Origin of the sequence: Sulfitobacter sp. LC.270.F.C4 (assembly GCF_032922545.1) — a bacterium.
Lineage (GTDB): Bacteria > Pseudomonadota > Alphaproteobacteria > Rhodobacterales > Rhodobacteraceae > Sulfitobacter > Sulfitobacter profundi.
On record NZ_CP136692.1, the window covers coordinates 462,825 to 479,351 of the forward strand.

At 60.5% G+C, this 16,527-nt stretch carries 12 protein-coding genes; 9 read left to right on the plus strand and 3 right to left on the minus strand.

Annotated features, from left to right (window positions below; translation table 11 throughout):
• Positions 1–8 precede the first annotated feature (8 nt).
• Positions 9–854 carry a formate/nitrite transporter family protein gene (locus R1T45_RS06060; RefSeq protein ID WP_067623994.1) on the minus strand — a complete coding sequence of 282 codons (846 nt, stop codon included), beginning with the start codon at positions 852–854 and terminating at the stop codon, positions 9–11.
• 199 nt (positions 855–1,053) lie between these two features.
• Positions 1,054–2,316 (minus strand): Hsp70 family protein, encoded by a 1,263-nt coding sequence (locus R1T45_RS06065; protein ID WP_317390400.1) that lies wholly within the window; start codon positions 2,314–2,316, stop codon positions 1,054–1,056.
• Between the two features lie 159 nt (positions 2,317–2,475).
• On the opposite strand from R1T45_RS06065, the gene R1T45_RS06070 reads away from it, so the two are divergent.
• Positions 2,476–3,960, plus strand: a complete 1,485-nt coding sequence (locus tag R1T45_RS06070) for an ABC transporter substrate-binding protein (RefSeq protein WP_317390401.1) — start codon at positions 2,476–2,478, stop codon at positions 3,958–3,960.
• Positions 3,961–4,036: 76 nt separating this feature from the next.
• Here R1T45_RS06070 and R1T45_RS06075 read toward each other — a convergent pair whose 3' ends face one another.
• A complete protein-coding gene (locus R1T45_RS06075) occupies positions 4,037–4,474 on the minus strand; it encodes an HdeA/HdeB family chaperone (RefSeq protein ID WP_120349853.1) in 438 nt (145 codons plus the stop codon).
• A 251-nt stretch (positions 4,475–4,725) separates the two neighbouring features.
• Between R1T45_RS06075 and R1T45_RS06080 the strand changes: the two genes are divergently transcribed.
• The 8 genes from R1T45_RS06080 to R1T45_RS06115 all read left to right on the plus strand — a co-directional run bounded on the left by R1T45_RS06080 (position 4,726) and on the right by R1T45_RS06115 (position 16,526).
• Entirely contained in the window at positions 4,726–5,673 is a 948-nt protein-coding gene (locus R1T45_RS06080; protein ID WP_317391040.1) for an ABC transporter permease, read from the plus strand.
• Positions 5,670–6,485 carry an ABC transporter permease gene (locus R1T45_RS06085; RefSeq protein WP_317390402.1) on the plus strand — a complete coding sequence of 272 codons (816 nt, stop codon included), beginning with the start codon at positions 5,670–5,672 and terminating at the stop codon, positions 6,483–6,485. Before R1T45_RS06080 ends, R1T45_RS06085 begins: the two co-directional genes overlap by 4 nt.
• A complete protein-coding gene (locus R1T45_RS06090) occupies positions 6,482–8,083 on the plus strand; it encodes a dipeptide ABC transporter ATP-binding protein (RefSeq protein WP_317390403.1) in 1,602 nt (533 codons plus the stop codon). Before R1T45_RS06085 ends, R1T45_RS06090 begins: the two co-directional genes overlap by 4 nt.
• A 231-nt stretch (positions 8,084–8,314) precedes the next feature.
• Positions 8,315–9,274 carry a TAXI family TRAP transporter solute-binding subunit gene (locus tag R1T45_RS06095; RefSeq protein WP_317390404.1) on the plus strand — a complete coding sequence of 320 codons (960 nt, stop codon included), beginning with the start codon at positions 8,315–8,317 and terminating at the stop codon, positions 9,272–9,274.
• 103 nt (positions 9,275–9,377) lie between these two features.
• A complete protein-coding gene (locus tag R1T45_RS06100) occupies positions 9,378–12,131 on the plus strand; it encodes a TRAP transporter permease (RefSeq protein ID WP_317390405.1) in 2,754 nt (917 codons plus the stop codon).
• A 12-nt stretch (positions 12,132–12,143) separates the two neighbouring features.
• Positions 12,144–12,575 carry a universal stress protein gene (locus R1T45_RS06105; protein WP_067940946.1) on the plus strand — a complete coding sequence of 144 codons (432 nt, stop codon included), beginning with the start codon at positions 12,144–12,146 and terminating at the stop codon, positions 12,573–12,575.
• A 67-nt stretch (positions 12,576–12,642) separates the two neighbouring features.
• Positions 12,643–13,725 carry a carbon-nitrogen hydrolase family protein gene (locus tag R1T45_RS06110; RefSeq protein ID WP_067629486.1) on the plus strand — a complete coding sequence of 361 codons (1,083 nt, stop codon included), beginning with the start codon at positions 12,643–12,645 and terminating at the stop codon, positions 13,723–13,725.
• A gap of 65 nt (positions 13,726–13,790) precedes the next feature.
• Positions 13,791–16,526 (plus strand): aminotransferase class I/II-fold pyridoxal phosphate-dependent enzyme, encoded by a 2,736-nt coding sequence (locus R1T45_RS06115; protein WP_317390406.1) that lies wholly within the window; start codon positions 13,791–13,793, stop codon positions 16,524–16,526.
• The last annotated feature ends 1 nt before the right edge of the window (position 16,527 follow it).

The window sequence follows — 16,527 nt, forward strand, 5'->3', positions numbered from 1 at the left end:
GCTTCGCGTTAGCTGTCCTCCACATCGTCGCGGACCTGCCCCCAAGCAACAAGGGTGAAGATCAACGTGCCACCGATGATGTTGCCGACAAGCACCGGCAGGAAGAAGCCAAAGATCGCCTGACCAAGCCCCAGCCCGCCATGCAGAATGAGCGCTGCCATCTCGACTGACCCGGCGACGATATGGGTGAAATCCCCCGCAGCAATAAGCCAGGTAAAGGTCAGGATCAGGAAAAACGCCGCCTCATCCGCTTCGGGCAGCATCCAGACGATCAATGCCACGATGACCCCCGCCGGAATGGCCCGCCAAAACCCCTCCGCCGCCGGCATGCCCGTCGCGTGTTCCGAAAGGCTGATGATGGCGGGCAAAACCTCCGCCGGGATGGCGGGCGTATAAATAAACAGCGCGGCCGCCGCGAAGGCCCCGATCACATTGGCCCCCAGCACAACGGCCCAAAGCCGCATGAGCCTGCACAGAATATTCAGGCTACGTTCCTGCATCAGGGGCAAGACCGTGGTGATGGTGTTTTCGGTAAACAACTGCATCCGGCCCATGATGACCGCGATGAACCCCAATGAATAGCCGAGGTTCTCCAGCAGAAAACGCCAGCCTGCATCTGGCAAATAGGTTCGGAAAATCGCTTCCCCCAAGACCGAAAGACTGATCAGCATCCCCGCAGATATCCCCGACCAGATCAACGACCGGTTGGTGCGGTTCAACTCATCGCGCCCCTCGCGCCGGATCACCTCATAGATCAGCTTGGGCGACAGCGCCGCCGCCTCACTGACAGAGCGTTCTTCCGCCTCTTCCTGCACGGCAGAGGTAGGGGGCTTTTTCTGGATCAGTGGGGCCATTCGCGTTCTTCCTGAAATTCATGGACATGATGAACATAGCCCGCCGAAGCCCCCTGCACAGTAAAAAGCCCCAGGCTGCTTAATCCGCGCGCCCCAAACAACAACGCCCCGCCAATCTCGCCCCCACCGGGGGGGAGCGTCCCCCCCCTTCAACTTCATCCTTTCTTAAATACCGATCCCGCACCCTCAATCAGACGGATCAGCCGCGTTCTCCCCCACCGGCACTCAACGCCAACCCCTCGACAATAGCCGTCAGCGCCGCCCCCCGATGCCCTTCCGCGTGCGGAAAGCGTGTGCGCATTTCGGCCTCGACCACCTCCATCAGGCTCGACCCGCCGACAAAGATCAGCCGGTCCACGGCGCCGGGCGCGATGCCTGCGTTCCGCGCTGTCGTCTCCGCTGCATCCCCCATCTGTGCGGCCAGTTTCGAAAGCCGCTTGCGCATCCAGTCACGGGGCAGGGGCAAAGTCGCGCGGGGTTTGAGCATCGACACGTCGATCACCGGCTCTGCATCCCCCTCGGCCCATGCGCCATTGGCGCGGATTTTGCCCGCTTCGACGGCGAAAGCAAGATCATGACCAAGCTCTTCATCAAGCACTTTAACCAATCGTGCCAGACGCTTGGGGTGTTCGGCAAACTTATGCAATTCCGCCGCCGCCTTGCGGGTGTCAGCGCCGTAGAGAAACGGAATTTTCGCCCAAGTGGCCAGATCGTTGAAGATCGCATTGGGCGCGATGTGGGTGTCGCCTCCGAAAGCATGGCGAATTTCGCTGCCCATCCCAAGCTGCGGCATCACCCGCCCGATGGACAAGGACCGGTCAAAATCGGTCCCGCCAAGGCGGATGCCGTGGCTTTCCAAAATGTCGATCTCATCATTCCCGCGCTGGCGGAAAAGCGTGAAATCAGAGGTGCCGCCGCCGATATCGATCACCAGCCCCAGATCCCCCGGTCGCAGCGCGGCGCGGTTGGCAAGCGCGGCGGCTTCGGGTTCGTTCATGAAATCCACATGGTCGAAACCGGCCCGGCCATAGGCCTCGCGCAGGTCTGTCAGCGCTTGCGCATCGCGCGCGTCATCGGCTGAATGAAAGCGCACCGGACGGCCAGAGAGTGCTGTGTCGAACTGCATCCCCGTGGCGGCTTCGGCTTGCGTTTTCACCCGCGCCAGAAACCGCGCCACGATGTCGATAAAGTCCAGCCGTTCACCTAAAAGCACCCGCCGCTCGCGCATCAGCCGGGTGCCAAGCAGGCTTTTCAGCCCGCGCATATAACGGCCCTCGGCCCCGGCCAGCAGCGCGTCAGAGGCGGCGGCGCCGATCCGCATTTCACGCGCTTCGAAATCAAAAAATACCGCCGTCGGCAGGGTCTGCGCCTCGGCCTCTAGTGCGATCAGTTGCGGGGTGCCGTTGACGGCGATGCCCGCCGCGGTGTTGGACGTTCCAAAATCAATCCCCAGCCTGGCCATGACGTTCTCCTAATGCCTTCTCACGGGCGGTCCGATGCGCAGCGCGCCCGTGCAAAGCACCCGCGATACCCTTCTCGCGCGGGCTTGGCAACGAAGGCTGGCGCGTCGCGCGGCTTTTGGCTAGCCTCGCAAAAAAATACGCCAATATGGGAGAACTTCATGAACCGTTTGAACCGTTTGATGACCGGTGTGGCCAGTGCTGCATTGGTTGTCGCCGCCACCAGCGCCTTCGCCAAGGACGACATCACCGTCGCCATGCAGCTTGAGCCGCCGCACCTTGATCCGACCTCTGCCGCGGCCGGGGCCATCGACTCGGTGCTTTATACCAATGTCTTCGAAGGGCTGACCCGTTTCATGGGCGATGGCTCTGTCGTGCCGGGCTTGGCTGAGTCCTGGGAGATTTCCGAAGACGGGCTGACCTATACGTTCAAGCTGCGCGAGGGGGTCACCTTTCACGATGGCACCACGATGGACGCCGAGGACGTGAAATTCACCCTCGACCGGATCAACGCCGAAGACAGCGCCAACGCGCAAAAGGCGCTCTATGCCGCAATTTCCGAAGTGAACGTCATTGACCCGCAGACCGTTGAGGTCAAACTGAGCGAACCGAATGGCAACATGCTGTTCAACCTCGCTTGGGGCGACGCGGTGATCGTCGCACCTGAAACGGTTGAGGCGATCAAGCAAACCCCGATTGGCACAGGCGCGTTCAAGTTTGAGAACTGGAATCAGGGCGACAAGATCACTCTGACCCGGAATGACGACTATTGGGGCGAGGCGCCCGCGCTGGCCAGCGCGACCTTCAAGTTCATCTCGGACCCGACAGCGGCTTTTGCTTCGGTCATGGCCGAGGATGTCGATGTTTTCACCGGCTTCCCCGCGCCGGAAAATATCCCCCAGTTCGAAGCGGACCCGCGTTTCCAAGTGCTGATCGGCTCGACCGAGGGGGAAACGATCCTATCGATCAATAACAAGCGCGAACCTTTCGATAACGTTAAAGTCCGCGAGGCTGTGGCCCATGCCATCGACCGTCAGGCAATCATCGATGGGGCAATGTTTGGTTATGGCACGCCCATCGGCACCCATTTCGCGCCGCATAACCCGGACTACGTCGATCTGACTGAGATGAGCAGCTACGACCCTGAAAAATCCAAGGCGCTGCTGGCCGAGGCCGGTTTCCCCGATGGGTTCGAGACGACGTTGCACCTGCCGCCCCCATCCTACGCCCGCCGCGGCGGAGAGATCATCGCAGCCCAGCTGGCCGAAGTTGGCATCAAGGCGCAGATCACCAATGTCGAATGGGCACAGTGGTTGGAAACGGTGTTCAAAGGCAAGGATTTCGGTCTGTCGATCGTCAGCCATACAGAGCCGATGGACATCAACATCTATGCCAACCCGGACTATTACTTCCAATATGACAATGCTGAGTTCCAGTCGCTGATAACCGAGTTCAACAAGACGGCAGAACCCGCAGCGCGGACCGAGATGCTGGCCAAGGCGCAGCGCATGATCGCCGAAGACTATGTGAACGGCTATCTGTTCCAGCTTGCTTTCCCGACGATTGCCAAGGCGGGTGTCGAGGGGCTTTGGGTAAACGCGCCCACGCAGGCCACCGACCTGACCGGTGTAAGCTGGGCGGAGTGATCCATAGGATCGCGTTTAAGCATTAAAGAAGGGCGCGCCGTGAGGCGCGCCCTTCTTAATTAGATGCGAAGACCTATTAGTCTTTGCCACGCAGGTTTGCTGCGGCTTCGCTTACCAGCGCGTCGGGGTTCTGGTTACAGACGACCATGAAGTCTTCCATTTCCTGCTCCATTTCCGTGTCGGCCATCTCGTCAGCTTCTTCGGAATCTTCGACGGCTTTTGTATCGTCGATCAGGGAATCTTCGGTTTCTTCAGCGTCTGTCGCTTCAGCAGCAGAGATGTCGCTCGGCTCGGAACCGTCGTTTTTGGTTTCGGTGATCATGGAGCCACCGTGGTCGCCATCTTCCAGCTCGGCAATTGCCATGGAAGCGACTTTCATTTTGTCTTCATCGCTCAATTCTTGGTACTGGGCGCAGGTCATGGTGGCCATGTCCATGTGAGCAGCGGCGAAGGCGGGTGCGGAAACGGTGCCCAGAAGGCCGGCGATCGCAAGTGTTTTCAAAGTCGTTTTCATTTTTATTCTCCAGTTTTGTCTGTTCTCCCGAAGACAACACCGCATAACGGATATGGTTCCAGCGCATAGCGATTAGGAACGGGAAAACGGCAGTTTCAGTGCATAACATGCTCACAATGCTGGATTCTTTCGATGTGCACCCCGGCCCCGCGCTGCCTGGGCCTTAAAAATTCAGCATTTCTCTCTTTCTCCTCTGGGAAACTGCACGCGGGCTCTGGACCCTCCCGAGCGTGCCGCCTAACCTCCGCGCTATGTTGCGCTATGCGTTGAAAAGATTTCTCTCCCTGCTCGTCAGTCTCGCGGTCGCGTCGCTGGTGATCTTTATGGTGATCGAGGTCGCCCCCGGCGATCCGGCCTCCTTTATGCTGGGCCTGAATGCACAGCCAGAAACACTGGCCGCGCTGCGCAGTGAACTGGGGCTCGATCAGTCCCGACCGGAGCGTTACCTTGAGTGGGTCGGTGGCATGCTGCGCGGCGATTTCGGCACGTCCTACACCTATCGCACCCCGGTGACCGAGATGATCGGTGACCGGCTTTGGGTCTCTGTGCCCTTGGCGCTTTATGCGCTTTTCCTCTCTGTCATCGTGGCCTTTCCGGCGGGCATCTACGCCGCCTCCCGCCGCGGACGGGCGGGCGACGTTGGCGTCATGGGGGCAACGCAATTGGGCGTGGCGGTGCCGAACTTTTGGTTCGCCATGATCCTCGTGCTGATCTTTTCGATCAACCTGCGCTGGTTTTCGGCAGGCGGTTTCGTCGGCTGGGACAAGGGGCTTTTCGCCGGGCTGCATGCGCTGACCCTGCCTGCCATCGCGCTGGCCTTGCCGCAGGCGGCGATCCTCGCGCGGGTCATGCGCTCGGCCCTTCTGGATGTTCTGGGCGAAGATTTCATGCGCACCGCGCGGGCCAAGGGGCTGACCGCGCGACAGGCGCTTTGGCGGCACGGGCTGCGCAATGCGCTGATCCCGGTGCTGACGATCATCGGCCTGCAGTTCTCTTTCCTGTTGGCCGGGTCGATCATCATTGAGCAGGTGTTTTACCTGCCGGGCCTTGGGCGGCTGGTGTTTCAGTCGATCTCGGCGCGGGATTTGATCGTGGTCGAGTCGGTGGTGATGCTCTTGGTCTTTTCGGTGATCTTGGTGAATTTCCTTGTCGATCTGGCCTATGCCGCCGTCGATCCCCGGCTGAGGGCCCGCACATGAACCGCAATTTGATCCTTGGTGCTGCGCTGACTTCGGTCTTTCTATTGGCTGCGCTGATTTCCTTTGTCTGGACGCCCTATGACTATGCCGGGCTCGACATCGCCAACAAACTGCACAGCCCCTCAATGGCGCATCCCATGGGCACCGATCATTTCGGGCGCGATATTCTGAGCATGATCATGGTCGGCGCGCGCACCTCTATCGCTGTGGCGTTGGTGGCGGTGGGCATCGGCATGGGTGCAGGCGTACCGCTGGGCCTTTGGGCGGCTGCGCGGCGCGGGAGCCTCGTGGATGAGGTCATCATGCGTGGCAATGATCTGGTCTTTGCCTTTCCGGCCATCGTCATCGCCATTCTGATTACGGCGGTCTTTGGCGCCGGGGCGATCAATGCGATCATTGCCATCGGCATCTTTAACATCCCCGTTTTCGCCCGGATCACACGCGGGGCGGCGCTGTCTTTGTGGCAACGTGAATTCATCCTCGCCGCGCGGGTCGCGGGCAAATCCGCCGCGCGGATCTCGGCTGAGCATATCCTGCCCAATGTCGCCAATCTGCTGATCGTGCAGGGGACCATCCAATTCTCTCTGGGTATCCTTGCCGAAGCGGGGCTGAGCTACGTCGGCCTTGGCGCGCAGCCGCCGGTGCCGTCATGGGGCCGGATGTTGGCCGATGCGCAGACGATGGTCAGCATCGCGCCGCATATGGCCTTGATGCCGGGTTTCGCGATTATCCTGACGGTTCTGGGGTTGAACTTGATGGGTGACGGGCTGCGGGACATGCTTGATCCCCGCCTGAGGGTGGCACGCACATGACGCTTTTGACTGTCTCCAATCTCTCGCTGTCGATCCACGGGCTGCGCATCCTCGACGGGGTGACCTTTTCTGTCGCACCGGGAGAGATCGTGGCCGTGACCGGGGAAAGCGGCTCGGGCAAGTCGATGACCGCGTTGGCGGCAATGCAACTGCTGCCCAAGGGGGGCACGACCACCGGCCATATCATGCTGGGCGATGATGATCTGAGCCAGATGAGCGAAGCGGCCCTGTGCGGCGTGCGGGGCAATGACATCGGCATGGTGTTTCAAGAGCCGATGACCGCGCTGAATCCGGTGCAGACCATTGGCCGCCAAGTGGCCGAAACCATCCGTGTGCATGAACCCGATGTGTCCCGCGCCGAGGCCGAGGCCCGCGCCGCCGATACTTTGACCCGCGTCGGCCTGCCCCAAGATCGCTTCCCCCTGTCGCGCTATCCGCATGAGTTGAGCGGCGGGCAACGTCAGCGGGTGGTGATCGCCATCGCCATCGCCCTGCGCCCCCGTCTGCTGATCGCCGATGAGCCGACCACGGCGTTGGATGTCACCACGCAGGCACAAATCCTTACCCTGCTGACCCGTCTGGCGCGCGAAGACGGCATGGGGCTGTTGATGATCACCCATGACCTTGCCGTCGTGGCCGATATGGCCGACCGCATCATCGTCATGCGCAAGGGTCAGATCGTCGAGCAGGGGGAAACCCAAACCCTGCTGCATGACATGCGCCACCCCTATACCAAGATGCTTTTCGACGCCTCCCGCCATGAGGTGAACCTGCCCAAGCCGCCCGCGCCCCAGCCGCTGTTGGAGGTCAAGGGCGTCTGCCGTGACTATCATCTGCCGCGCAAAACGCTGTTTGGTGCGCCCGGCAGGTTCCGCGCGGTGGACAACCTCAGCTTTACCCTGAACCGGGGGGAGCGTTTGGGCTTGGTGGGGGAATCCGGTTGCGGCAAATCGACCCTGACGCGGGCGATTTTGGGTCTGGAACAGGTGCAAGAGGGCAGCATCACCGTCGATGGTCAGCCCGTCTTTACCGGGACAAAGCCGAACCTTGCGGTGCGCCGCAAGATGCAGGTGGTGTTCCAAGACCCTTTCGGCAGCTTCAATCCGCGCCACCGGGTTGATCGGTTGGTGACCGAGCCTTTCCACCTGCTCGACAGCGCGCCGCAGGGGGCGGAGCGGACACGCGCGATTGACGAAGCGCTGACCGCCGTGGGGCTGCGCCCCGCAGATGCGCGCAAATACATTCACGAATTCTCGGGCGGGCAGCGGCAGCGGATCGCCATTGCCCGCGCGCTGATCATCCGGCCAGAGCTGATCCTTTTCGACGAGGCGGTCAGCGCGCTGGATGTCTCAGTCCGCGCGCAGATCCTTGATCTGCTGGCCGAGCTTTGCAGCCATTATGATCTGACCTATCTCTTTATTTCGCACGACCTGTCGGTGGTGCGCACGGTGACGGACCGGGTGCTGGTGATGCAGTCCGGCAAGATCGTAGAGGCCGGAGAGACAGCGCAGGTCTTTGACGCGCCGCAGCATGAATATACCAAATCACTCATTGCCGCCGCGCCGGTTTTGCCGGATTTGCCCCAGCGTGTAGGATAGGCTTTTGGGGCCGGGGTGCGCCATGAAAGGGAGTTGCATTGATCGCGATGGCAATCCGACCTAACCTGAATTCGGGGATTCCCGCCACAAGGGCATGTCTGCTTGGGCCTGAACGGCGCGTTAGAAATTTCCCTGCCCAGTCAATTGCCTAAAGGCTGCGGCGCTCTACTTGTGAATGCAATGGTGTCCGCCTAAAGGGTGGGCCACCAATATAACAATGGGAGACATCTTATGAAAATGTTCAAAATGCTCGCAATGACCGGTGCCATGGTGGCCGGCACTGCGGCCATGGCGCAGGAAAAGTTCATCACCATCGGCACCGGTGGCCAGACAGGCGTTTACTTCGTCGTCGGTCAGTCGATCTGCCGTCTGGTGAACCGCGGCACAGCGGATCACAACCTGAAATGCACCGCCCCCTCCACCGGTGGGTCCATCGCCAACATCAACGCGATCAAAGCGGGCGACATGGATATGGGCGTTGCCCAGTCCGACTGGCAGTTCCACGCCTACAACGGCTCCTCGCAGTTCGAAGGCGACAAGTTCGACAACCTGCGCGCGGTCTTCTCCGTGCACGGTGAGCCGTTCAACGTCATCGCCCGTGCCGACAGCGGCATCGAGTCCTTCGACGACCTCAAAGGCAAGCGCCTCAACATCGGCAACCCCGGTTCCGGTCAGCGCGCCACCATGGAAGTCGTGATGGACGCCAAGGGCTGGACACTGGACGATTTCGCACTGGCTTCCGAACTGAAACCAGCCGAGCAGGCCGCCGCTCTGGGCGACAACAAAGTGGATGCGATCATCTACACCGTTGGCCACCCGAATGGTTCCATCCAAGAAGCCGTGTCGACCATCGACGCCAAGCTGATCCCCGTGGATGGTGATGCGATCCAAGGTCTGATCGACGACAACCCCTATTATGCCGAGGCCACCGTGCCGGGCGGCATGTACAAGGGCACCGACAGCGACATCAAAACCTTCGGCGTGAAAGCGACCTTTGTGACATCCGCTGATGTGGATGACGATGTGGTCTATCAGGTCGTGAAAGCTGTCTTTGACAACTTCGACCGTTTCAAGCGTCTGCACCCGGCGTTCGAGAACCTGACCCAAGAAGAGATGATCTCGGGCGGTCTGTCTGCGCCGCTGCACCCCGGCGCAGAGAAGTATTACAAAGAGCAAGGTTGGATCGAGTAATCTTCGCGTGACATGATAGCTCTGGCGGCGGTACGCTGCCGTCAGAGACCCGAAAAAAACAATATGCGCATCCACCCCAAGGTGGAGCCGACAGGGGGACGATATGTCTGAGAAGGACCAGCAAAAGGCGGCGGCTGTCGAAACCGCCGCAACCGGTGACCGAGGCGGACTGAGCCAGGCGGAACTGGACGAACTTGTCGCTTCTTCTGATACGGGCGGCCGTGCTGTAAGCGGGCTGATGGGCACCTTGCTGCTGTTGGTGGCACTGGCTTGGTCGCTGTTTCAACTCTACATCGCGTCACCCATTGGTCTGTTCAATGATACGCTGGCCCGCTCCATTCACTTGGGCTTTGCCGTATTCCTTGGCATCATGGTGTTCCCGGCCACGCGCACGAGTTTTCAGGTGGCACTTGGTGTCATCGTTCCGGCCGTTCTTGCCGCGCTCTTTATGGTCAGCACCAAGGATTCGACCGCGATTTGGTGGATCCCGATCCCCGCACTTTTCGTGATTGCGACAGTGCTGCTCGGCTCGCCCAAGAACCGCGTTCCAATCTGGGAATGGGCCTTGGCCATCGCTGGCACCTTTTGTGCGCTATACCTCTTTATCTTCTACCGCGAAATCGCCAACCGCGTCGGCGCGCCGATCCTGCCAGACTATATCGCAGGGGTTACCGGACTGTTAATCCTGCTCGAAGCCACCCGCCGCGCCCTTGGGCCTGCGTTGATGATCGTGGCGAGCATTTTTCTTTTCTACACCGTGCTTGGCCCTTCTATGCCCAGCATCATCGCCCATAAGGGCAACAGCCTGTCGGAGATCGTGAACCACCAGTGGATCACCACCGAGGGCGTCTTTGGCATCGCGCTTGGTGTGTCGACCTCTTTCGTGTTCCTCTTCGTGCTGTTCGGCTCGCTGTTGGACCGTGCGGGCGCGGGCAACTATTTCATTCAGGTCGCGTTTAGCCTCATGGGGCACATGCGCGGCGGACCAGCGAAAGCGGCTGTTGTGGCATCCGCCATGACCGGCCTGATTTCCGGTTCCTCCATCGCCAACGTTGTGACCACCGGCACATTCACCATTCCGCTGATGAAGAAAGTGGGCTTCAACTCCGAGAAAGCCGGCGCGGTCGAGGTGGCCTCTTCGGTCAACGGTCAGATCATGCCGCCTGTGATGGGCGCTGCGGCGTTCCTGATGGTCGAGTATGTCGGCATCCCCTATTTCGACGTGGTCAAACACGCCTTCTTGCCTGCGGTTATCTCTTACATCGCGCTGGTCTACATCGTGCACCTTGAAGCGATGAAAGCCGGGATGCAGGGTCTGCCCCGCGCCTATACGCCCAAGCCGCTGGTGCAGCAGTTGATCGGCATCGCCTTTGCGATCATCGCCATCTGCGCCCTGTCTTTCGCGGTTTACTACCTAATGGGCTGGATCCGCCCGGCCTTCCCTGAGACGGCGGGCTACATCATCTTTGTCTTCCTCACGGCGGTCTATGTTGGTCTGCTCTATGTCGCCAGCAAAGAAGAGCCGCTGAAGCTGGACGATCCCAATGCTGAGGTGACATCGCTGCCGATGCCCGGACCGACCGCGCGGTCGGGGCTGCATTTCATCCTGCCCGTGGTCGTGCTGGTCTGGGCGCTGATGGTCGACCGTCTGTCGCCCGGCCTCTCGGCCTTTTGGGCGGCGGCTTACATGATCTTTATCCTGCTGACACAGCGCCCGCTGATGGCGATGTTCCGCGGCGAAAGCCAGTTTGTGAACGACGTGAAGGCGGGTGTTCTTGACCTGATCGACGGGTTGGTCACCGGCGCACGCAACATGATCGGTATCGGCATCGCCACGGCAACGGCCGGTATCATCGTGGGCGCGGTGAGCCAGACCGGCGTCGGCTCGGCGCTGGCGGATGTGGTTGAGGTGCTCTCGGGCGGCAATATCCTTGCGATCCTCTTCCTGACCGCGGTCCTGTCGCTGATCCTTGGCATGGGCTTGCCCACCACTGCGAACTACATCGTGGTTTCGGCGCTGTTGGCGCCAGTGATCGTGACATTGGGTCAGCAGAACGGGCTGATCGTGCCGCTGATCGCTGTGCACCTCTTTGTCTTCTATTTCGGCATCATGGCCGACGTGACCCCGCCGGTGGGTCTGGCAAGCTTTGCCGCCGCCGCCGTTTCGGGCGGTGATCCGATCCGCACGGGGCTCGTGGCCTTCTTCTACTCCCTGCGCACTGCGGCGCTGCCGTTCCTGTTTATCTTCAACACGGAACTGCTGTTGATCGGGGTCACATGGGGGCAGGGGCTGTTCATCTTTGTCGTGGCAACTGTGGCGATGTTGCTTTTTGCCGCCGCGACCCAAGGCTGGTTTTTGGCGCGTAACCGTTTCTATGAAACCATCGCGTTGCTGCTGATTGCCTTTACCCTGTTCCGCCCGGGGTTCTGGATGGACATGGTCTATCCGCCCTATAGCGAAGAAGCGCCGACCGAGATCGTGCAGGCGGCTGAGGAAACGCCCGCCGGTGAGCGGCTGCGCCTGCGCGTTGCGGGAGTGAACGATCTGGGCGATCCGCTGGAATTCGTCGCGCTGCTGCCGATTGGCGCGGGCGAGACGGGGGCCGAGAAGCTGGAAGCCGCAGGTCTCATGTTCCGCGAGGATGGCGACAAGATGATCATCGACGATGTCCTCTACGATAGCCCTGCGCAGGGCGCGGGCCTTGATTGGGACCAAGAGGTGCTGCGCGTGCTGAAACCGATGCCGCAACCCAGCAAATATTGGATGTTCATCCCCGCGCTGTTGCTGCTGGCACTGGTCGTCTTCCTGCAACGGGGCCGTGCCGCGCGTGACACCCGCAAGCCCGCGACAGCCTGAGGAGGGCGCACCATGTTTGACAATATCTTGCTGACTGTTGACCTGAGTGACCCAAAATCATGGGAGAAAGCGCTGCCGCAGGCGGTGGATATGATCCGTCTGTCCAAGGGCACCCTGCATATCCTGTCGGTCGTGCCTGACATGGGCACGCCGCTGGTCGAAGGGTTCTTTCCCGCAGATTACGAAAAACAGGCCACAGGCCGTGCGGCCAAGGCGCTTGAAAAGCTAGTCGAGCGTGAAGTGCCTGATGACGTAAAGGTGAAGCAGCACCTCAAGTTCGGCAAAATCCACCGCGAGGCGCTGAAAACGATAAAGAAATCAAACGCCGATCTGGTGGTCATGGGATCAGAACACCCCGACAGCCTGCGTGAATTCCTCGTTGGCTCCAATGCCGACCGCATTGTGCGTCGTTCGCCTGTTTCCGTTTTGGTCGTGAGGGCGTAAGACACGTGCGTCGCGGAGATAAGCAGGGAAATGGTCCATTGCGCCGCGTTGTTCGGAGTATTCACGCATGACCCCTTTCGCGATTGCCGGCGTGCAGATGTACGTCAATGCCTTGCAGCCCAATGTCGATGGCATGATCCAGCGGCTCGACATTCTGATGGCACGCTTCCCTTGGACGCAGATGGTGCTGTTCTCTGAACTGGCGCCTTTCGGCCCGCTCGACCGGTTTGCCCTGCCGCCCGAGAACGAGACGATTGAACAGTTTCAGGCCGCCGCGCGGCGGCACCGCGTCTGGCTGATCCCCGGTTCGATGTTCCTAAAGCATCCCGAAGATGGCCGGGTCTATAACACTTCCGTCGTCATCAACCCCGAAGGCGAAGTGGTGCGCCGCTATGCCAAGATGTTCCCATTCCGGCCCTATGAGGCCGGGATCGCGGCGGGCAATGAATTCTGCATCTTCGACGTGCCAGATGTGGGCCGCTTTGGCCTGTCGATCTGCTATGATATGTGGTTCCCCGAGACGACGCGCCAGCTGACCTCTCAGGGTGTCGAAGTGCTGTTGCACCCGGTTTTGACTGGCACCACGGACCGCGACGCAGAGCTTGCCATCGCGCGGGCCACGGCGGCGCAGTTCCAGTGCTATATCTTTGACGTGAACGGCCTTGGCGCTGGCGGTGTAGGCAAGTCCTGTGTCGTTGATCCGACCTCGATGGTGCTGCACCAGTCGGCAGGCCAAGAAGACATGTTCCCGATTGAGATCGATCTCAACATGGTGCGCCGCCAGCGTGAGACGGGGATGAAGGGCTTGGGCCAGTTGCTCAAATCCTTCCGTGATCGCCCGACCGATTTCCCGGTCTATGACCGCGACAGCGGCGCGGATGCTTTCCTGCACACCCTCGGCCCGCTCGAAGTTCCGCAGCAGGGCAGCCGCGCGGGGCTGCATGTCGATGTGCCCGCCCAGCAGGTGCCTGCCGAGATCCCCGCCTATAAGGGCAAGAACGGTTTCCCGCCGGAACCGCTTGCCAGCGCCACCGCCGGCACCGCGCCGGAAGTGGCACAGACACCGGCGCCCGCGGCACCTGCTGCGGCCATGCCAGACCCACAAACAACGCCCGAAACACCCGGGCAGAACGACAATACCAGCGGCTAGGCCGAGGTTAGGTTCGCACACTGCGGTACCTAGGCATCGGTCGGCCCTCCAGCAGAGGACGACTGATGCATTCTATGAACGACTATTCCTCGGCCATTCAACTGCGGTCGGATCGGTGGAGCGCCCTGCGCGCCGCCGCCGCCGCCATGTCGCGTGACCCTAAGGGCAAAGGCGCGGCGCAGGGCCGCAAGGAAATCGAGGCGCTGTTCGACTCGCTGGCCCTGATCGAGCCCTATTGGGCCTTTCCGGGCATGTCCGCCTTTGACCACATGCGCCGTCAATTTGCCCATGGCAATTTCGAGGATCTGGCCTTTGCCGTGAACCGGGTGACCCGTGCGCTGACCACCGGCGCTTACCGGCGGCGCACGATCCCGCTGGAACGCGACAGTCTGGATCAAGACGAACATGACGACGAGGCGATGCTCCCACCCGAGGCGCGCGCTCTGGCCAAGCCCTATTTCGAAGTGCTTATCGTTGACAATGTGAACGAACAGCAAGAGCGCTGGCTGCGCAGCAATGTCACCCGCATGCGCCGCAGCGAAGACCCGTTTATCTACGAAGCCGTCGTGGTGCCGAGCCTCGAAGACGCGCTGATTGCGGTGATGTTCAACCACAACATCCAAGCCATCGTCGTCCGCCCCGGCCTGACATTGAAATCAAAGGTCGATCAGCAGATCCTGACACGCTACCTCGCCCGCGCGGGGGGGCAGGATGAGATCGACGCGCTTGAACCTGAAAGCTATGGCCCCGAACTTTGCCGGATGATCGCCAAGGTCCGGCCCGAGTTGGACGCCTATCTGGTCACCGAACGTTCGGTCGAGGATATCGCCGGGCTGGATCTGGGGATTTGTCGGCGGGTTTTCTACAACCAAGAAGACTTCATGGAGTTGCACCTCAATATCCTGCGCGGGGTGCAGGCGCGCAACAAGTCGCCCTTCTTCACCGCGCTGGTGGAATATTCCAAGCAGCCCACAGGCGTTTTCCACGCCATGCCCATCAGCCGCGGCAAGTCGATCACCCGCAGCCATTGGATTCAGGACATGGGGGCGTTTTACGGGCCTAATATCTTCTTGGCGGAGACTTCCGCCACGTCCGGCGGTCTCGACAGTCTGTTGGAACCGCATGGCCCGATCAAAGAGGCACAGGAACTCGCCAGCCGGGCTTTCGGCTCTAAGCAGACGTTTTTCGCCACCAACGGCACCTCAACCTGCAACAAGATCGTCGTGCAGGCGCTGGTGCGGCCCGGTGACATCGTGCTGGTCGACCGCGACTGCCACAAGTCGCATCACTACGGCATGGTGCTGGCCGGCGCGCAGGTCAGCTATCTCGACAGCTATCCGCTGAATGAATACTCGATGTATGGCGCGGTGCCCCTGCGCGAAATCAAGCACCGACTGCTGGAGCTGAAAGCGGCGGGCAAGCTTGATCGGGTGCGGATGCTTCTGTTGACCAACTGCACCTTCGACGGGCTGGTCTATAACGTCGAGCGGGTGATGGAGGAATGTCTGGCGATCAAGCCCGATCTGATCTTCCTCTGGGATGAGGCGTGGTTCGCTTTCGCCCGGTTTAGTCCCACATATCGCCAGCGCACGGCGATGAACGCGGCCAACACCCTGCGCGAGAAATTCAAGTCTGACGCCCATGCCGACGCCTATGAAGCGCAGCAAAAGACGCTGAAAGACGCGGATGATGAGACCCTGCCCAACACCCGGCTGATCCCGCCGCCGCAGGCGCGGGTGCGGGCCTATGCCACGCAATCGACCCATAAAACCCTGACCTCCCTGCGGCAGGGGTCGATGATCCATGTCAACGATCAGGACTTCAAAGGCGAGGTCGAACAAAGCTTCCACGAAGCCTATATGACGCACACGTCAACCTCGCCAAACTACCAGATCATCGCCTCGCTGGATGTGGGGCGGCGGCAGGTCGAACTTGAGGGCTTTGAGTTCGTGCAACGGCAGGTCGAAGCGGCGATGTCGATGCGCCGCGCAATCAGTGAACACCCGTTGTTGCGCAAGTATTTCAAAGTGCTGACCGCGGGCGACATGATCCCCGAAACCCACCGCGAAAGTGGGGTGACCAGCTATTACGACACCGAACAGGGCTGGACCGACATGTGGGATTGCTGGGAACAGGACGAGTTTGTCCTCGACGCCACCCGCGTGACGCTTGCCGTGGGCGGCACCGGCTGGGATGGCGATACCTTCAAGACGCAGATCTTGATGGATAAATACGGCATCCAGATTAACAAAACCTCGCGCAATACCGTGTTGTTCATGACCAACATCGGCACCACGCGCTCTTCGGTCGCCTATCTGATCGAAGTGCTGGTCGAGATCGCCAAGTCGCTCGACGATCTTTTGGACGATGCCAGCCGGATGGAACGGCTGTCGTTTGATCGGCGTGTCACCAACCTGATGGAAAACTACCCCCCGCTGCCGGATTTCAGTTGTTTCCACGAAGCCTTCCGCGCCGCGGATACGCCCGAGGGGGACATTCGCACGCCCTTCTTCCTCGCCTATGATGAGAAAAACTGTGACTACCTCGACCTGAACGGCTCACTCCAAGAGGTGATGGACGCGGGCGATACCGTTGTCTCGGCCAGTTTCATCATCCCCTATCCGCCCGGCTTTCCGATCCTTGTCCCCGGACAGGTCGTCAGTCAGGAAATTCTCGACTTTATGCGTGCCTTGGACGTGAGCGAGATCCACGGATACCGGCCCGATCTGGGCCTGCGCGTCTTTACCGCGGAGGCGCTGAAACGCGTGCGCCGCAAAGACCTTTCTTCTTCACCCGTTTGAC